Genomic DNA, 17,270 nt, shown 5'->3' on the forward strand with positions numbered 1-17,270 from the left:
GCGCTCAGTCCGCGAGCGCTGCCTCGACCGACGCGGCATCGGCGCGGCCGCGTTCCGCGATCACCACCAGCCGGGTGCGGCGCGGCTCGTCGGCGCGCCAGGCACGGTCGTAGCTGGTGCGGACGCGCGCGCCGACCGCCTGCACCAGCAGCCGCATCGGCTTGCCGCGCACCGCCGCATAGCCCTTGACGCGCAGCACGTCGTGATCGCGCGCGAGCTGCGCTACCTTGGCGGACAGAGCAGCGGGATCATCGATCTCGCCGAGTTCGTGGACGAGGCTGTCGAAATCATCGTGCTCATGGTCGTCCTCGCCGTCGTGGTGCGAGGGGCGCGCGGCGAGATTGTCCTCCGCCGCTGCCTCAAGCCCGAGGATCACCCCGGGATCGATCGCGCCGTCGACCAGCGCCATTACCGGCACCGGGCGCGGCGCCTCGGCAAGTACGATCGCGCGCGCGGCCTCGACCGCCGCCGCGCCGGCGAGGTCCGCCTTGGTGAGCAGCACCACGTCCGCGCAGGCGAGTTGGTCCTCGAACACCTCGGCGAGCGGCGTATCATGATCGACCTCCGCGTCTGCCGCGCGCTGCGCCGCGACCGCCGTGGGATCGGGCGCGAACCGGCCTGCCGCGACCGCCTCGGCGTCGGCGAGCGCGATCACGCCGTCCACAGTGACGCGCGAGCGGATCGCGGGCCAGTCGAACGCCCTCAGCAGCGGCTTGGGAAGCGCCAAGCCCGAGGTCTCGATCAGGATGTGATCGGGTCGGGGCTCGAGTGCGAGCAGCCGCTCGATCGTGGGGATGAAGTCGTCTGCCACAGTGCAGCAGATGCAGCCGTTCGCCAGCTCGACGATATTCTCCGCCGGGCAGTCGGGAATGGCGCATTGTTCCAGGATCGCGCCGTCGACGCCGAGCGTGCCGAACTCGTTGACCACGATGGCGAGCCGCCTGCCGGCGGCATGGCGGATCAGGTGGCTGATCAGCGTGGTCTTGCCCGCGCCGAGGAAGCCGGTGACCACGGTGACGGGAACCTTGGTGAGGTCGCGCAATGATGTTCCTTCGGGGCGCCGCGACGGTCCTGAACCGGGGCCGAAGGTCGGCCGGCGCGCACCACGGACGGGCGCCCGCCGTCGCCCATGCCACGCGCCGCTGCGGCCCCGGCCGCATGGCTTCGTCGCTCAGACGGAACACCGTGCCCGGCCATCCCCTGGACCAAAGGCAAGAGCGACCCTGCGCCGGCAGGTATCCTGGCTCGCGGGTCGTCGCTCCCGGCACGGCCTTCCCGGGACGGGGCCGAACCCCGTGCTCCAGTGACCGCCTCCCGGCTAACGGGAGGCATGTGCCGCTCGCTCGCCGCTCACAGTTGCAGGGACAGCCGCGGAGTAGGGGAGTGATCCCCGCACCGCATTCCCATTTGAGCCCCTCGTCGGGGCACCGGCGCGATCGTGGGGCCGGACACCGGCCCCGCACCTCGCCTAGCCGATCGACTCGCGGCTGCCAAGCCGCTGGCGCGTTACCGCGCGACGCGCACCGCGAGCGCTGCGGTGCCGAGCGCGACCGCGTCCTCCACCGCGCCGGTGGCGGTCTGGCCGTAGCGAGTCATCGCGGCCTTGCGTGCCTCGAAGGTGAGGTACGACGCGCCCGCCGCGACGCCTGCGCCGAGCAGTGCCGCAAGGGTGCGCTGGTGTTGGGGCGCGAGACTGACGGCGGCGAACGCGCCGGTGGCGATCCGCGCCACCATGCCGGGCAGGATGATCCGGTCGGGCGCGGTCTTCATCTTGTCGCCCGCCATTTCACCCGCGGCGAGCGCGAGCGTGCCGGCGGACACGAGCGGGCGCGCGAGCAAGTCGGGCGCGCCGTTGTCATGCGGCAGTTCGCCCGCGCGGGCGGCGTTGGCGACGGTGGCGAGCGGGGTCATCGCGCGCATGCCCGAGACGGCGGCGATCAGCAGCGAGGCGAGCATGAGGAGTCTCCGTGAGGTCCCTGTCACAACCGGCAGGGCGCGGCAGAGTTCAACGCGCCTTCCTCGCCGAGCGCCCGCGCTCAGAACAACTCTCCTTGCGCGCCGGCCGGGGCGCGGAACAGGTCGCAACGCAGGTCGAGCGTGCGGCGGGTGTCCGCGAAGCCGTGACGCGCGCGGGCGATGCGGAAGCGCGTGCGCAGCAGCTCGGCCCAGGGGCCCTCGCCGCGCATCCGCGCGCCGAAGCGCGGGTCATTGTCCTTGCCGCCACGCAGACTTTGCACGATCGCCATCACCTTGGCGGAACGCTCGGGATAATGTTCGTCGAGCCAGGCGCGGAACAGCGGCGCGACCTCCCACGGCAGTCGCACCGGGATATAGGATATGCCGAGCGCGCCCGCCGCGGCCGCGGCGGCGACTACCGCTTCCACCTCGCCGTCGGTGATCGCGGGGATCACCGGCGCCATGTTGACATAGGTCGGCACGCCCGCCGCCGTGAGCCGCGCCACCGCGGCGAGCCGGCGCGCCGCGGTCGGCGCCCGCGGCTCCACCGTCATCGCCACGCGCGGGTCGAGCGAGGTCACCGAGATCGCCACCGCCACCAGTCGCTTCGCCGCCATCGGCGCGAGCAGGTCGAGATCGCGCACGACCCGGTCGGACTTGGTGGTGATCACCAGGGGATGGTCGCACGCGGCGAGCACCTCGATCACCTCGCGGGTGACGCGCCACTCGCGCTCGATCGGCTGATAGGGATCGGTGTTGGTCCCGATTGCGATCGGCGCGCACCGATAATCGCGCCTGCTGAGCTCGTTGCGCAGCAGTGCGGCGGCGTCCGGCTTGGCGAACAGCTTGGTTTCGAAGTCGAGCCCGGGGGAGAGATCGTGGAAGGCGTGGCTCGGCCGGGCGAAGCAGTAGATGCAGCCGTGTTCGCAGCCGCGATACGGGTTGATCGAGCGGTCGAACGGTACGTCGGGCGACTGGTTGCGCGTGATGATCGTGCGGGCGCGCTCTAACGTTACCGTGGTGCGCAGCGGGGCGGGGGAACCGTCGATTGTCTCACGCGTGTCGAGCCAGTCGCCGTCCGCTTCCGCCATGGGCAGGTTGAAGCGCGCGCTCGTCGCGTTGTGCGTGGCGCCGCGCGAGGCGCGAATCGTTCTGCCCACCATGGTCCGACGCTAGCTTCCGCGCTGGAACAAAGCAAGAACAGTCGCAAACCGCTGCGCGCTCGGGCTCGCGCGATCGGAGCCCCTAGCGCTCCAGCAGTCGCGGCATCAGCTCGACGAAATTGCAGGGGCGATGACGACTGTCGAGCTGGCTCGAAAGGATGCCGTCCCACGCGTCCTTCACCGCGCCGGTCGAGCCGGGAAGCGCGAAAACATAGGTACCGCGCGCGACGCAGGCACAGGCGCGGCTCTGCACCGTCGACGTGCCGATCGTCTGATAGCTCAACCACCGGAACAGTTCGCCGAAGCCCGGGATCATCTTCTCCGCGACCCGCTCGACCGCCTCGGGCGTGACGTCGCGCCCCGTCACCCCGGTGCCACCGGTCGTGATCACGCAGTCGACCGCGGCATCGTCGATCCAGCGATGGAGCAATGCGACGACCGCGTCGGCGTCGTCGCGCAGGATCGCCCGCTCGGCCAGCACGTGCCCCGCCTCGGTCAGCCGCGCGACCAGCGCGTCGCCCGAGCGATCCTCAGCCAGCCCGCGCGTGTCCGAGACGGTCAGCACCGCAATGCGGACCGGCAGGAAGGCGCGCGTGAGATCGAGGCTCATCGCTCGACGTGGGTGGTCGACTGCGCCGCCACGGTGCCGTTGATCGCGATCGCGGTGACGGGTGACTGCCCCGCCATCCGCACCGCACTCTCGCCGGGCAGCCCGGGGAAGCGCGGCCACATGCCCTGCGCGAGCGCGACGCGGCTGGGGCTCTTGGCCTTGCCGCCGAGCGACTCATACATCCAATAGTTGCGCAGCACCGTCACGACATAGCCGCGCGTCTCCCAATAAGGGATGCTCTCGATATAGAGCAGCGGATCGCCGCCGTCGTGGACGATCGCGTTCCATTCGCCCACCGGCTTGGGCCCGGCATTATAGGCCGCGATGACCTTGGGGAGCAGCCCGCCGGTCAGCCCCATGTCGCGCAGCTTCTCGATATGCCGCTGGCCGATGTCGATGTTGGTCGACGGTCGTGCGAGCGCGTCCTGATCGATCGAGACGCCGCGCTCGCGCATATAGTCGGTCGCCGCGGCCGGCATGATCTGCATGAGCCCGAATGCGCCGGCGGGGCTGCGGACCTTGTTGCGGAAACCCGATTCCTGGAGCGTGTGCGCGTAGACCAGCGCCTTGTCGATGCGCCAGCCGGTGTCGGGGGTCCAGCTCGGCATCGGGTAACGCGTGTCCGCGGTGGCGACGACGCCCTGCGGCATGTTGTGTGCGAGCCAGACCGTCGTGCCGGCAAGGTCGAGCGTCTCGCTGATCCGCACCAGGCTGCCGAACTCGGACGGATCGCCGATCCGCGCCTGCTGACGGATGACCGCGTCCGCGCGATCGTTCTCGTCGAGCTCGGCCAGCGCGGCGGCGACCCGAACGTTGGGGCGGCGCTCGAGCTGCGTCCATTCCTGGCTCACCTGCTGCGGGCGCAGCCGCTCCACCGGCAGGCCGAGCGCCTGGCGCGCGAGCAGGCCATAGAAGGTCTCGCGATATTGCGCGGCGGCGGTGAGCCGCGTCTCGACCCGGTCGGGGCGGCCGCACGCCATGTCGGAGCGGGCCGCCCAATAGAGCGCGGTGGCGCGCAGGTCGGTGTCGGTCGCACGCGCGGCGACATTCTCGAAATCGACCTGGGTCGCGGCGCAATCATGCTGGCGCCATGCCGCCAGCGCCTCGGTCCAGCGGCCGTGAAGCGCCCATTCGCCGGTGCCGCTCGCCGCGCGGGCTGCCATCGTGCGGGCCTGCGGGTCGAGCCCCTGAAGGAAGTAGATCCAGGCGATGCGCGCCTGCCATTCGGTGTCGGCCTCCGGCGAGAGGCCGTCAGTCGCCTCCAGCAGCGCCTGCGCCTCGGCGCCCATATCGGCCTTGACGAAGGGCTGCATCCGCACCGCCAGATCCGCAGCGACCTGATCGCTGCGCGTGGCGCGCGCGCGAACCCGCGCCGGCGCGCCGTCCTGCCAGACCAGCCGCTGGGTGACGGGCAGGAGCGGCAGCCCGGTGAGCCCACGCTCGTTCGCCAGCCGCATCAGCGCCTCGGCCTGCGGCAGTTCGGGCGCCTCCGCGATCAGTCGCGCCAGCGCGTCATCGCTGACCCTCGGCGAGCCCTTGGCAAGCACCAGCTCGGCGCGTGCATAAGCGTGAAGCGGACCGCTCGCCATCGTGTCGAGCGTGATCTGCGCGTCGCTCCAGCGCTGCTCCCGGATCGCCGCGAAAACCGCGCGATAGGCCGAGCGCTGCGCGGCGGTGAGCTGCGACGGAATGGCAGCGGATGACGTCGCGGCGGGAGCCGCGAGCACCGGCTCGGCGACGGTGCCCAGCGCGATCGTCAGCCCGAGCGCGGCAGCGACGCGCCACGCCGCACGGCGCGGGCTCACGACGTGATCTCCCCGGTGAGCATGAGCAGGTCCTTCCAGGTCTCGGCTTTGGCGGCGGGACGATCCAGCAGGAAGCGCGGATGGTGCGTCGCCACGACGTGCGTGAATGTGCCGTTTGTATGGTTAATGATGTGCGTACGCCCACGTGCGTCGGCGACACTCATCGCCAGCAGTGCACGGCTCGCCGCATCGCCCATCGCCAGCAGCCGCCGCGGCGCAGCCAGCGCGACATGGTGGCGCGCGATCTCGCCGAGCCGGTCGGCAATGTCGCGGGGCACGCGCCCGGTGGTGGGGCGGCGCGTGCAGACCGAGGCGAGCGCGGTGTCCGCGCGCGAGCAGCCGATCGCGGCGAGCATCCGCTCGAACAATCGCCCGGTCTCGCCCTCCAGCAGCGTCTCGCGGTCGTCGCGCTCAGGGCAGTCGACGAACACCATCAGCTCGGCGTCCTGCGGCCCGCTCGCGGCGATCGCGGCGCCACCCCAGCGCGCCTCGGGCGCGTCGTCGCCGAACCGCCACGCCGCGAACGCCTCCCGCGTGTCGGGCAGCGCCGCCGGCGCCGCGGCCACCGGCTCAGCCGGAGCGGCGAGTGCGAAGGCTGCTAAGGGCGCGCTGTCGATCGGGGCCAGCCAGTCGAATGGCGCCTCCGCCACGATGGCGTCGACGCCGGCGTCGCGCCACCAGTCGAGCGCGCTCGCCACGAGCTTTGCCCAGTCGTGATTCTGATCGGCCCCCATCTGCGCATCATAGGATCGCGGTTGACGTGAGCGTCAACTTTCTGGCACCGCCGCCCCGATCAGCCGTTGCGACGATACGACGAGCGCCCATGACGAGGCGGCACAGCACGCTGCCGAGGAGATGATGAAGTGAGCGATCGCGAGTCCATGCCCTATGACGTGGTGATCGTCGGCGCGGGACCGGCCGGGCTGGCGGCGGCGATCCGGCTCAAGCAGGTCGCGGCCGAGACGGGTGCCGACGTGTCGGTCTGCGTGCTCGAAAAGGGTTCCGAAGTAGGCGCGCACATCCTCTCGGGCGCGGTGATCGATCCGCAGTCGCTCGACGAGCTGCTGCCCGACTGGCGCGAGCAGGATTGCCCGCTCGCCGAGGTGCCCGTCACCGAGAATCTCCACTGGGTGCTGACCCGCGAGCGCAAGTTCACGCTGCCGCACCTGTGGACCCCGCCGTTCCTCCACAACAAGGGGACGTACACCGGCTCGCTCGGCAATCTGTGCCGCTGGCTCGCCGGGCAGGCGGAGGCGCTCGGCGTCGAGATCTTCCCGGGTTTCGCCGCGGCCGAGATCCTGTTCCATGACGACGGCAGCGTGAAGGGTGTCGCGACCGGCGACATGGGGGTGGCGCGCGATGGCACGCACAAGCCCGATTATCAGCCCGGGCTCGAGCTGCATGCAAAATACACTTTCTTCTCAGAGGGTTGTCGCGGACACCTGTCGAAGGAGCTGATGCGCATCTTCGATCTGCGGCGCGATTGCGACCCGCAGGTCTACGGGCTGGGCGTCAAGGAATTGTGGGACATCGATCCGGCGCTGCATATTCCGGGCAAGGTCGTCCACACTCAAGGATGGCCGCTCAGCGAGACCGGCTCGAACGGCGGCGGGTGGATCTATCACCAGGCGAACGGGCAGGTGAGTATCGGCTTCGTCACCTGGCTCAACTACAGCAACCCCTATCTCTCGCCGTTCCAGGAAATGCAGCGCTGGAAGACCCACCCGGCGGTGGCGGCGCTGCTCAAGGGCGGCAAGCGTGTCAGCTATGGCGCGCGCGCGATCAACGACGGCGGGCTCCAGTCCATTCCCAAGCTGGTCTTCCCCGGCGGCGCGCTGATCGGCGACAGCGCCGGCTTCCTCAACGTCCCGCGGATCAAGGGCACGCATACCGCAATGAAGACCGGCATGCTCGCTGCCGAGGCGGCGGTGGAGGCCATCGTGTCGCAGCGCGCGGGCGACGAGCTCGCCGCTTACCCCGAGGCGTTCGAGCGCAGCTGGGTGAAGCGTGAGCTGTCGATCGTTCGCAACGTGGTGCCGCTGGTGAAGCGCTTCGGCGACCTGATCGGCTCCGGGCTGGCCGGAGTGACGATGTGGCTCGAATATTTCGGGCTGCGCCTGCCGTTCACGCTGCACCACCACCCCGATCACGAGACGCTGTGGCGCAAGGACCTGGTCGCAAGGATCGACTATCCCAAGCCAGACGGCGTGCTCACCTTCGATCGGCTGTCCTCGGTGTTCCTGTCGAACACCAATCACGAGGAGGACCAGCCGGTTCATCTCACGCTCAAGGACCCGTCGATCCCGGTCGCGTACGACCTGCCGATGTACGATGAGCCGGCGCAGCGTTACTGTCCGGCCGGCGTCTACGAGATCGTCGGCGGGGGAGCCGATGGGGAGGGGGGCGACCCCAAGTTCGTGATCAACGCGCAGAATTGCGTCCACTGCAAGACGTGCGACATCAAGGATCCGACGCAGAACATCAACTGGGTCGTGCCCGAGGGCGGCGGCGGGCCGAACTATCCGAACATGTGAGGGGCCAGGTTGCCGCAGACGCGGATGCCTTCCTCACTGCCGTCATCCCGGACTTGTTCCGGACTCCAGCCCTTCGCTAAAGCAACGCTTCCCGCATGTGCGGCTCGGTGGATCCCGGACCAAGTCCGGGTTGACGGGCTAGGAGCGGACGCCGCCTTCTCGATACAGACCCGCCGTCGCCGCTGCGCAATAAACCCGACCGCCGGGGTTGACGCGACCGCGCCCGAGCCGCGACAGCGAGGCATGCGGTTCAGCCCTCCCGGTCTCGCCTCCGCCGCGCTGCTGGCGCTGCTCGCGCCGGGCAACGCGTTGGCCGCGACCGGTGATCTCGGCGCCTATATGAAGGCACGCGCTGCCGCGGCAGACGGCGCGACGGCGACCGCGACGCGCGACTATGCCCGCGCGCTCGCCGCCGCACCCGACAATGCGGTGGTGGCGGTGCGCGCGTATCGCGAAGCGGTGCGCGCGGGTGATCTCGCGCTCGCCGATCGCGCCGCCGCCGCGCTCGCGGACCAGGGGGTAGCGCCCGCCGACGCCGCGCTGCTTGCGCTCGCCGGCGCCGCGCGCACCGGTGATCGGGTCGGTGCCGGCGCGGCGATCGCGCGGCTGCGCGACGACCAGCTGCGCATCCTCGCCGCGCCGCTCGCCGCCTGGGCCGCGCTCGACGCAGGCGGCGACCCGTTCACCCCGCTCGTGCGCGCGCCGGCCGACGCGGTGTCGCGCCGCTTCGTCGAGGAGACCCGTGCGCTGCTGCTGATCGCGACCGGCAAGATCGCAGACGGCGAGGCGGCGCTGCGCCCGCTGCTCGGCAACGACCTCGCCAGCCAGGATCATCGCGTCGCCGCTGCGCGGCTGCTGCTCGGCCGGGGCGAGGGCGCCGCGGCGGCGCGGCTGCTCGCGGCCGGCGGCGAGTCCGCCATCACCTCGCTGCGCGCAGCGGCCACCGATCCCGACCGCGCGAAACGCTATGCCGCGATGCCCTCGCTGGCGTTCGGCGCGTCCTACCTCTTCACGCGTGTCGCCTCTGACCTGGCGGTCGGCGCGCCGGGGCCGCTCACCTTCACCTTGCTCCAGGCGGCCTTGCGCGCCGATCCGGGCAACGACCGCGCGCGCGTGTTGCTCGCAGGCGTGCTCGCGCGTGACGGCGCGGTCGATCAGGCGCTGAGCATGCTCGATGCGGTGCCGCCCACCAGCCTTTACGCGCAGATCGCCGCAACGGGGCGGGTCCAGCTGCTCGCCGACGACGGCCGCGACGCCGCGGCGCTCGCCGCCGCGCGCACGCTCGGCACCGCCCCCGATGCCGCGACCGAGGACGTCCAGCGGCTCGCCGACCTCAATGTGCGGCTCCGCCGCGCCGCCGATGCGATCCCGTTGTACCGCCGCCTGGTCGATCGCGCCGGCGCCGCCGCCGACTGGGCCGACTGGCTCCAATATGGCGCAGCACTCGATCAGGCGGACCGCTGGGACGAGGCGCGACCGGTGCTCGAACGCGCCGTACAATTGGGCCCTGACGAGCCGCTCGCGCTCAACTATCTCGGCTACGCGCTGGTGCAGCACCGCGAGCGGCTCGCGGCGGCACAGAAGCTGCTGGAGCGCGCCGCGGCGCTGAAGCCGGACGATGCCGCCATCGCCGATTCGCTCGGCTGGGCGCTGCTGGTGCGGGGCGATCGCGCGGGCGCATTGCCCCTGCTGGAGAAGGCCGCGCTCGGCGACCCCACCAACGCGGAGATCGGCGAACATCTCGGTGACGCTTACTGGGTCACCGGGCGTCGCTTTGAGGCGCGCTATGCCTGGACGGCGGCGCGCCAGGTCGCTGACGCGGCGGTGGCGGCCAGGCTCGATAGCAAGGTAGCGTACGGGGTCGAGGTGTTGCGGTGAGCGTCGCGGAAACGGTGCTGGTCGAACCCGCACCCGCCAAACTCAATCTCGCGCTGCATGTCCGCGCCCGCCGCGCCGATGGCTATCATGCGCTCGAAACGCTGTTCGCCTTCGCGCGCGACGGCGACATCGTGACGCTGGCGCCGGCCGCGATCGATTCGTTCAGCGTCACCGGTCCGTTCGCCGGCGCGATCGGAGCGGACAACGACAACCTGGTGGTACGCGCGGCGGCTGCATTCCGCGCCGCTTTCGACGTGCGTCAGGGATATGCGATCACGCTCGACAAGCGCCTGCCGGTCGCCTCGGGCATCGGCGGGGGATCGGCCGACGCCGCGGCGACGCTGCGCGCGCTGGCGCGTCACCAGCTGATCGCGCCCGACGATGCGCGGCTCGGATCGATCGCGCGGGCGCTTGGCGCGGACGTGCCGGCCTGCCTGCTCGGCCGCGCCGCGCTCGGAACGGGGCGCGGCGACGAGCTGGTGCCGATCGAGGGGTTGGGCGATGCGCCCGCGTTGCTGGTCAACCCGCTTCAGCCGGTGTCCACCGCGGCGGTGTTCGCCGGCTGGGACGGCGTCGACCGCGGCGGGATCGGGCACGGCGACACACTCGTGCGGGCGCGCAGGGGCCGCAACGATCTGCAGCCGGCCGCGGCGGCGATCGCCCCGGCGGTGCGCGAACTGCTCGCGGCGTTGGAGCGGCAGGACGGCGTGGTGCTCGCACGTATGTCCGGTTCGGGCGCGACCTGCTTCGCGCTGTTCGACACACTGGCCGCACGTGACGCCGCAGCGCGGGCGATCGCGGCGAACCGCCCGGGATGGTGGCAGCTGGCGACGACGGTGGCCTGAACTCAGGGCGCCGTTCAGGGCGAAGGAGCCGACACCGTCGCTCTCAAGCTTGTCGCCCTGCCGAACTCCGCCCGAACCAGCGCCGCTCGGCTTGATATTGCGGCAAAGTTCCCTACTTGTTCTCCTGAAACAAAGAGAATACAACATCGCGGTGCGTTGAACGCGACGCGCGGTTGCTCTAGCGAAAGGGTCCACGGCAATGGCCGCCAAACTTCAGGTGATCGATACCGGCATGGCAACCGCGAACACAGACCGTCAAAAGGCGCTCGACGCCGCTTTGGCACAGATCGACCGTGCCTTTGGCAAGGGCTCGGCGATGAAGCTCGGCCAGAAGGAGACGATGCAGGTGGAGGCGATCTCCACCGGCTCGCTCGGGCTCGACATCGCGCTTGGCGTCGGCGGGTTGCCGCGCGGTCGTGTGATCGAGGTGTACGGGCCGGAGAGCTCGGGCAAGACGACGCTGGCGCTCCATGTCATCGCCGAAGCGCAGAAGAACGGCGGCACTGCGGCCTTCGTCGACGCCGAGCACGCGCTCGATCCGGTGTACGCCAAGAAGCTGGGCGTCAACATTGACGAGCTGATCGTGTCGCAGCCCGACACCGGCGAGCAGGCGCTCGAGATCACCGACACGCTGGTGCGCTCGAACGCGATCGACGTGCTGGTGGTCGACTCGGTCGCCGCACTGGTGCCGCGCGCCGAGATCGAGGGCGAGATGGGCGACAGCCACGTCGGCCTCCAGGCGCGGCTGATGTCGCAGTCGCTGCGCAAGCTCACCGGCTCGATCAGCCGCTCGCGTTGCATGGTGATCTTCATCAACCAGCTGCGCATGAAGATCGGCGTGATGTACGGCAATCCGGAGACGACGACGGGCGGCAACGCGCTCAAATTCTACGCCTCGGTGCGGCTCGACATCCGTCGCACCGGCGCGATCAAGGATCGCGACGAGGTGATCGGCAATTCCACCCGCGTGAAGGTGGTCAAGAACAAGGTCGCGCCGCCGTTCAAGCAGGTCGAGTTCGACATCATGTATGGCGAGGGGATCTCCAAGATCGGTGAGATTTTGGACATCGGCGTCAAGGCCGGGCTGGTCGAGAAGTCGGGTGCGTGGTTCTCCTATGACTCGGTGCGGATCGGGCAGGGGCGTGAGAACGCCAAGACCTTCCTGCGCGAGAATCCGGAAATGATGCAGCGGCTCGAGAAGGCGATCCGCGCGCGGACCGAGCAGGTCGCCGACGGCATGATGGCCGGGCCGAGCGAGGACGACGACGTCTGATCCGCGCGGCCGCGGCGGCGATCGATGCCGCCGCGGCCGACCGCGGTGATAGCGCGCGGGTGGACGCTCGCCACTCGGCCGGCGAGATCGCTTCGTTCGGAGACGGAGCGTCGACGTTCGCTGTCTGGGCGCGTCGCAACCGGCAGCTCTTCACTGACACGCCAGGCCGGCACGCTGTCGTCGGGCGAAGGCGATCGGCGGCACGGATACGCGCGGGCTCGCTCGCGTTCATCGCGGCGGTCCGGGGCTGCGCCGCGCGGAGGGGAGCCGTCATGACGATCATCGTCCATCATCTCGAGAATTCGCGCTCGCAGCGCGTGCTGTGGCTGCTCGAGGAACTCGGTCTCGGCTATGAGGTGGAGCGCTACGAGCGCGATCCCAAGACGATGCTGGCGCCGCGCGCGCTGCGCGAGGTGCATCCGCTCGGCAAGTCGCCCGTGATCGAGGATCGCGACGCGGTGGGTGCGGGCGAACGCGGGCGCGTGGTGGCGGAGACCGGGGCGATCGTCGAATATCTCGTCGACCGGGCCGACGGGAAGCTCGGTGCGCCCGCCCGGCGTGACGATGCGCTGCTCTACCGCTTCTGGCTCCATTATGCGGAAGGGTCGATGATGCCGCCGCTGCTGCTCAAGCTGGTGCTGTCGCGACTGCCGCTGATCGGGCGCCGCGCGGTGGCACGGGTGCAGCCGATGATCGACCGCCACCTCGACTTTGTCGAGGAGTCGCTGGCGCAGCGGTCATGGTTCGCGGGCGACGCGTTCACCGCGGCGGATATCATGATGAGCTTCCCGCTGGAGGCGGCGCGGCATCGCGCCGGGCTCGCCGACTCACGTCCGGCCGTGATCGCCTGGCTCGAGAAGATCCACGCGCGTCCGGCCTACCAGCGCGCGCTCGTCCGCGGTGGTCCCTACGCTTATGCCCGCTGAGGGCGCCGGGGCCGGACGCCTGATCCGCCCAAGCTGAAGCCTGCGCCGGCCATGCCGAGGCCATGGCGCGAGAACGGCAATGAGGGCTCCGAGCTCCTGCCTTCGCAGGGGCACGCCGGACGAACGAGATCGAAGCGGCCTCATGCCCGTGGCTTTCGCCGTTTCGTCCATCATTAGACGGTCGCGCGCCCACCGCTTTCCGACGACAGAGTGAAGACCGCTCGCGACCATTCACGACAAGTCGGCGCGGCGCCGCGCGTGCCGAGACTCGAACGAGCAACGGTGCCACGGCGAGCGCATAGTTGCGCCCCGGTCCTGAAAGGCAATCCGGGCCAATCCCTCACTTTGCAGCCCCCAAAATCGTGAGCCGGTCCGCGACCCGCGTGAGCGTTTCGCTCGTCCCCACGCGCGACACGCTGTCGGGCGCGAACGACAGCGCCACGGTGCGGCGGTGCTCGAACCCCGCAAGCGGTACCAGCACGATCCCAGCGCCGGCGTAGCAGGCGGGCAGCAAGGTCGTCGCCACGCCGGCGCGGACATAGGTCAGCGCGCGCGCGTCGCTCTGTGTGCGCGCCGCCATGAACGGGCGGATACCGCGCGCGGTGAAGAAGCGGCTGGTTTCGGCGAGCAGCTCGCAGTGGCGGCGCACCACCATCGGCTCGCCGGCGAGTTGCTCGGCCGCGACGCTGGCGTGCCCGGCCAGCGGATGAGTGCGGGCGAAGGCCATTGCATAGGGCTCGTCGAACAGCGCGCGATGCGGCAGGCGCGGGTCGAGCGGGGCCACGATCGCATCGAGCCGGCCACGATCGAGCGCTGCGCGGAGCTCGCCCGCGCGCCCCTCGATCAGCTCGAGCCGCTCGCCCGCGGGTGCGGCGTCACGAAGCGCTTGCTCGATCCACGAGTCGGGGATCGTCGCGGCCACGCCGAGCCGGATCAGCTTGGCCGCCGGCACCTCCGCCACCGCTGCTTCGGCGGCGAGGAAATCCGCTTCGATCCGCCGCGCATGGTCCGCCAGCCGCGCACCCGCGGGGGTGAGCGCGACGCGGCGGCTGGTACGCTCAAACAGCGTCTGGCCGAGCACCGTCTCCAGCTTGGCGATGCCGACGGAGAGCGTTGGCTGCGTCACGCGGCAGTGCGCCGCGGCGCGGGAGAAGGTGCCGTGATCGACCACCGCGCTGAAGTAGCGGAGAAGGTGCCGATCAATCATAGACGTTGTCTATCGATTGTGTTCGCGCTGTTCAACTTGGGGTCAAGCGGCGGGGCGGCTATGCTGACCGCGATAAGCGATCGGCGAACGCCACCGGATCTCCGTCACTCCAGCCGTTACCAAAGGCAGGTGTGCAACGAGCGGCGCGTCCGCCGACACGATAGAGGATGCCGCCATGACGCCCGATTTCGACTTCGCGCTGGGCGAGAATGCGGAAATGATCCGCGACACGACCCGACGCTTCGCCGCGGACAGGATCGCCCCGCTCGCCGCCCGCATCGACGCCGAGGACTGGTTCCCGCGCGACGAGCTATGGCCCGCGATGGGGGAGCTCGGCCTCCACGGCATCACCGTTGACGAAGCCGATGGCGGGCTCGGGCTCGGCTATCTGGAGCATGTCGTCGCGCAGGAGGAAGTGGCGCGCGCCTCGGCGTCGATCGGACTGTCGTACGGCGCACACTCCAATCTCTGCGTCAACCAGATCCGCCGCTGGGCCGACCCCGAGCAGAAGGCGCGCTTCCTGCCCAAGCTGATCTCGGGCGAGCATGTCGGCAGCCTCGCCATGTCCGAGGCGGGGGCGGGCTCGGACGTCGTCTCGATGAAGCTCGCCGCGCGGCGCAGCGACCGCGGCTGGGTGCTCAACGGCACCAAATTCTGGATCACCAACGCCACCCACGCCGACACATTGGTGGTCTATGCCAAGACCGGCGAGGGCAGCCGCGGCATCACCACCTTCCTGATCGAGAAGGACATGCCCGGCTTCGCGATCGGGCAGAAGATCGACAAGATGGGGATGCGCGGTTCCCCCACCGCCGAACTGGTATTCACCGACTGTGAGGTGCCCGACGCGAACGTCATGGGGCCGCTCAACGGCGGCGTCGGGATCCTGATGAGCGGGCTCGACTATGAGCGCACCGTGCTCGCGGGCATTCAGCTCGGCATCATGCAGGCGTGTCTCGATACGGTGCTGCCGTATCTGCGCGAGCGGCGCCAGTTCGGCCGCGCGATCGGCAGCTTCCAGCTGATGCAGGCCAAGGTGGCGGACATGTATGTCGCGCTCAACTCCGCGCGCGCCTACGTCTATGCGGTGGCACGCAGCTGCGACGCCGGGCGGACCACGCGCTTCGACGCGGCGGGCGCGATCCTGCTCGCCTCGGAGAGCGCCTTCCGCGTCGCCGGCGAGGCGGTCCAGGCGCTCGGCGGCGCGGGCTATACCAGGGACTGGCCGGTCGAGCGCTTCCTGCGCGACGCCAAATTGCTCGACATCGGCGCGGGCACCAACGAGATCCGCCGCATGCTGATCGGGCGCGAGCTAGTCGGCGCGACCGAGCCGGTGGCACAATGAGCGCGCCCGTCCTCGCCTCGACGATCGCGCGCGACGACGACCGCTTCCGCGCCAATGACGCGCACCATCGCGCGCTCGCCGCCGAGCTGCGCGCGCGCGTCGCCGCGGCGGCGCTGGGTGGCAGCGCGGCGTCGCGCGAGCGCCACACGGCGCGCGGCAAGCTGCTGCCGCGCGAGCGGGTCGAGCGACTGTTCGATGCCGGCGCGGCGTTCCTCGAGATCGGCCAGCTCGCCGCGGGCGGGCTCTACGGCGACGAGGTGCCCGGCGCCGGGCTGATCTGCGGCGTCGGCACCGTCTCGGGGCGGCAGGTGATGATCGTCGCCAACGATGCCACGGTGAAGGGCGGCACCTATTACCCGCTCACCGTCAAGAAGCACCTGCGCGCGCAGGAGATCGCGCTCGAGAACCGGCTGCCGTGCATCTACCTCGTCGATTCGGGCGGCGCGAACCTCCCGCACCAGGCCGAGGTCTTCCCCGACCGCGACCATTTCGGCCGGATCTTCTTCAACCAGGCGCAGATGTCCGCGCGCGGCATCGCGCAGGTGGCGTGCGTGATGGGCAGCTGCACCGCGGGCGGCGCCTATGTCCCCGCGATGTCGGACGAGACGGTGATCGTGCGCGGGCAGGGGACGATCTTTCTCGCCGGGCCGCCGCTGGTAAAGGCGGCCACGGGCGAGGAGATCAGCGCGGAGGAACTCGGCGGCGCCGACACGCACGGCCGCCGCTCGGGTGTGGTGGATCACGTCGCGACGGACGATCTTCACGCGCTGACGATCGTGCGCGACATCATCGCCACATTGCCCCCGGTGCCGGCGCCGACGGTCAATCTCGCACCGCCGGCGCCGCCGCTCTACCCGGCGGAGGAGCTGTACGGGATCGTGCCGCAGGACGTGCGCGCGCCCTATGACGTGCGCGAGGTGATCGCGCGGCTGGTCGACGGGTCGCGCTTCCACGAGTTCAAGCCGCTGTTCGGCAGCAGCCTGGTGTGCGGCTTCGCGCACGTCCACGGCATGCCAGTGGCGATCCTGGCCAACAACGGCGTGCTCTTCTCCGAGAGCGCGCAAAAGGGCGCGCACTTCATCGAGCTGGCGTGCCAGCGCCGCGTGCCCTTGCTGTTCCTGCAGAACATTTCAGGCTTCATGGTCGGTGGCAAATATGAGGCGGAGGGGATCGCCAAGCACGGCGCCAAGCTCGTCACCGCGGTGGCGACCGCCAGCGTGCCCAAGCTGACGCTGCTGATCGGCGGCAGCTTCGGGGCGGGGAATTACGGCATGTGCGGGCGCGCTTACGGCCCGCGCTTCCTGTTCAGCTGGCCCAACAGCCGGATCAGCGTGATGGGCGGCGAGCAGGCGGCGGCGGTGCTCGCCACCGTCCACCGCGATGCGGCGACATGGACGGCAGAGGAAGCGGAGGCATTCAAGGCGCCGGTGCGGCAGAAATACGAGGATGAGGGCAACCCCTATTACGCCACCGCGCGGCTGTGGGACGATGGCGTGATCGACCCGGTGCAGACACGCGACGTACTCGGTCTAGCGCTGACGGCGTGCCTCAACGCGCCGGTCGAGGAGGCACCGCGATTCGGGGTGTTCCGGATGTGAGTGGCTCAAGCGACCTCGGACCTCCCCGGAACGGAGAGGGGGACCGCCGCGCGGAGCGCGGTGGTGGAGGGGTGGGCGCCGCGCCCCGCCGGACGGTGCAGCTAGCGCGCCGTGAACGTCGCAGTGGCAA

General features: G+C 70.4%; 14 protein-coding genes and 1 riboswitch. Of the genes, 7 read left to right on the forward strand and 7 right to left on the reverse strand.

What is annotated here, in order from left to right:
* Nucleotides 1–4 precede the first annotated feature (4 nt).
* The 6 genes from cobW to ACMGDM_RS12730 all read right to left on the reverse strand — a co-directional run bounded on the left by cobW (nt 5) and on the right by ACMGDM_RS12730 (nt 6,268).
* The gene (gene cobW / locus ACMGDM_RS12705) at nt 5–1,042 is read right to left on the reverse strand and encodes a cobalamin biosynthesis protein CobW (RefSeq protein WP_436804484.1); all 1,038 of its coding nucleotides are present in this window, start codon (nt 1,040–1,042) and stop codon (nt 5–7) included.
* A gap of 171 nt (nt 1,043–1,213) precedes the next feature.
* Nucleotides 1,214–1,442: riboswitch (cobalamin riboswitch) on the reverse strand.
* A 64-nt stretch (nt 1,443–1,506) separates the two neighbouring features.
* A complete protein-coding gene (locus ACMGDM_RS12710; protein WP_436804485.1) occupies nt 1,507–1,956 on the reverse strand; it encodes a DUF4126 family protein in 450 nt (149 codons plus the stop codon).
* Between the two features lie 80 nt (nt 1,957–2,036).
* Complete coding sequence (locus ACMGDM_RS12715) at nt 2,037–3,119, reverse strand: PA0069 family radical SAM protein (RefSeq protein ID WP_436804486.1); 1,083 nt, start codon at nt 3,117–3,119, stop codon at nt 2,037–2,039.
* A gap of 82 nt (nt 3,120–3,201) precedes the next feature.
* Entirely contained in the window at nt 3,202–3,729 is a 528-nt protein-coding gene (gene moaB, locus ACMGDM_RS12720; RefSeq protein ID WP_436804487.1) for a molybdenum cofactor biosynthesis protein B, read from the reverse strand.
* Nucleotides 3,726–5,534: a transglycosylase SLT domain-containing protein gene (locus ACMGDM_RS12725; RefSeq protein WP_436804488.1), complete on the reverse strand. Its 1,809-nt coding sequence runs from the start codon at nt 5,532–5,534 to the stop codon at nt 3,726–3,728. Before ACMGDM_RS12725 ends, moaB begins: the two co-directional genes overlap by 4 nt.
* Nucleotides 5,531–6,268, reverse strand: a complete 738-nt coding sequence (locus tag ACMGDM_RS12730) for a uracil-DNA glycosylase family protein (protein WP_436804489.1) — start codon at nt 6,266–6,268, stop codon at nt 5,531–5,533. The genes ACMGDM_RS12725 and ACMGDM_RS12730 overlap by 4 nt, the downstream gene beginning before the upstream one ends.
* A gap of 129 nt (nt 6,269–6,397) precedes the next feature.
* Between ACMGDM_RS12730 and ACMGDM_RS12735 the strand changes: the two genes are divergently transcribed.
* From ACMGDM_RS12735 to ACMGDM_RS12755, 5 genes are all read left to right on the forward strand, one after another.
* Nucleotides 6,398–8,068, forward strand: a complete 1,671-nt coding sequence (locus ACMGDM_RS12735; protein ID WP_436804490.1) for an electron transfer flavoprotein-ubiquinone oxidoreductase — start codon at nt 6,398–6,400, stop codon at nt 8,066–8,068.
* Between the two features lie 243 nt (nt 8,069–8,311).
* Nucleotides 8,312–9,946, forward strand: coding sequence for a tetratricopeptide repeat protein (locus tag ACMGDM_RS12740; RefSeq protein WP_436804491.1), 1,635 nt, complete (start codon nt 8,312–8,314; stop codon nt 9,944–9,946).
* Between the two features lie 14 nt (nt 9,947–9,960).
* The gene (locus tag ACMGDM_RS12745) at nt 9,961–10,791 is read left to right on the forward strand and encodes a 4-(cytidine 5'-diphospho)-2-C-methyl-D-erythritol kinase (RefSeq protein WP_436804833.1); all 831 of its coding nucleotides are present in this window, start codon (nt 9,961–9,963) and stop codon (nt 10,789–10,791) included.
* A gap of 199 nt (nt 10,792–10,990) precedes the next feature.
* Nucleotides 10,991–12,064 (forward strand): recombinase RecA, encoded by a 1,074-nt coding sequence (gene recA, locus ACMGDM_RS12750; RefSeq protein ID WP_436804492.1) that lies wholly within the window; start codon nt 10,991–10,993, stop codon nt 12,062–12,064.
* A gap of 272 nt (nt 12,065–12,336) precedes the next feature.
* Nucleotides 12,337–12,990, forward strand: coding sequence for a glutathione S-transferase family protein (locus ACMGDM_RS12755; RefSeq protein ID WP_436804493.1), 654 nt, complete (start codon nt 12,337–12,339; stop codon nt 12,988–12,990).
* Nucleotides 12,991–13,330: 340 nt separating this feature from the next.
* Here ACMGDM_RS12755 and ACMGDM_RS12760 read toward each other — a convergent pair whose 3' ends face one another.
* Nucleotides 13,331–14,197, reverse strand: coding sequence for a LysR family transcriptional regulator (locus ACMGDM_RS12760; protein WP_436804494.1), 867 nt, complete (start codon nt 14,195–14,197; stop codon nt 13,331–13,333).
* A 175-nt stretch (nt 14,198–14,372) separates the two neighbouring features.
* On the opposite strand from ACMGDM_RS12760, the gene ACMGDM_RS12765 reads away from it, so the two are divergent.
* On the forward strand, nt 14,373–15,542 hold the full coding sequence (locus tag ACMGDM_RS12765) for an acyl-CoA dehydrogenase family protein (RefSeq protein WP_436804495.1): 1,170 nt from the start codon (nt 14,373–14,375) through the stop codon (nt 15,540–15,542).
* Nucleotides 15,539–17,140: a carboxyl transferase domain-containing protein gene (locus ACMGDM_RS12770; protein WP_436804496.1), complete on the forward strand. Its 1,602-nt coding sequence runs from the start codon at nt 15,539–15,541 to the stop codon at nt 17,138–17,140. Before ACMGDM_RS12765 ends, ACMGDM_RS12770 begins: the two co-directional genes overlap by 4 nt.
* The last annotated feature ends 130 nt before the right edge of the window (nt 17,141–17,270 follow it).

This window comes from Sphingomonas larreae (assembly GCF_051400595.1).
Classification (GTDB): Bacteria; Pseudomonadota; Alphaproteobacteria; order Sphingomonadales; family Sphingomonadaceae; genus Sphingomonas.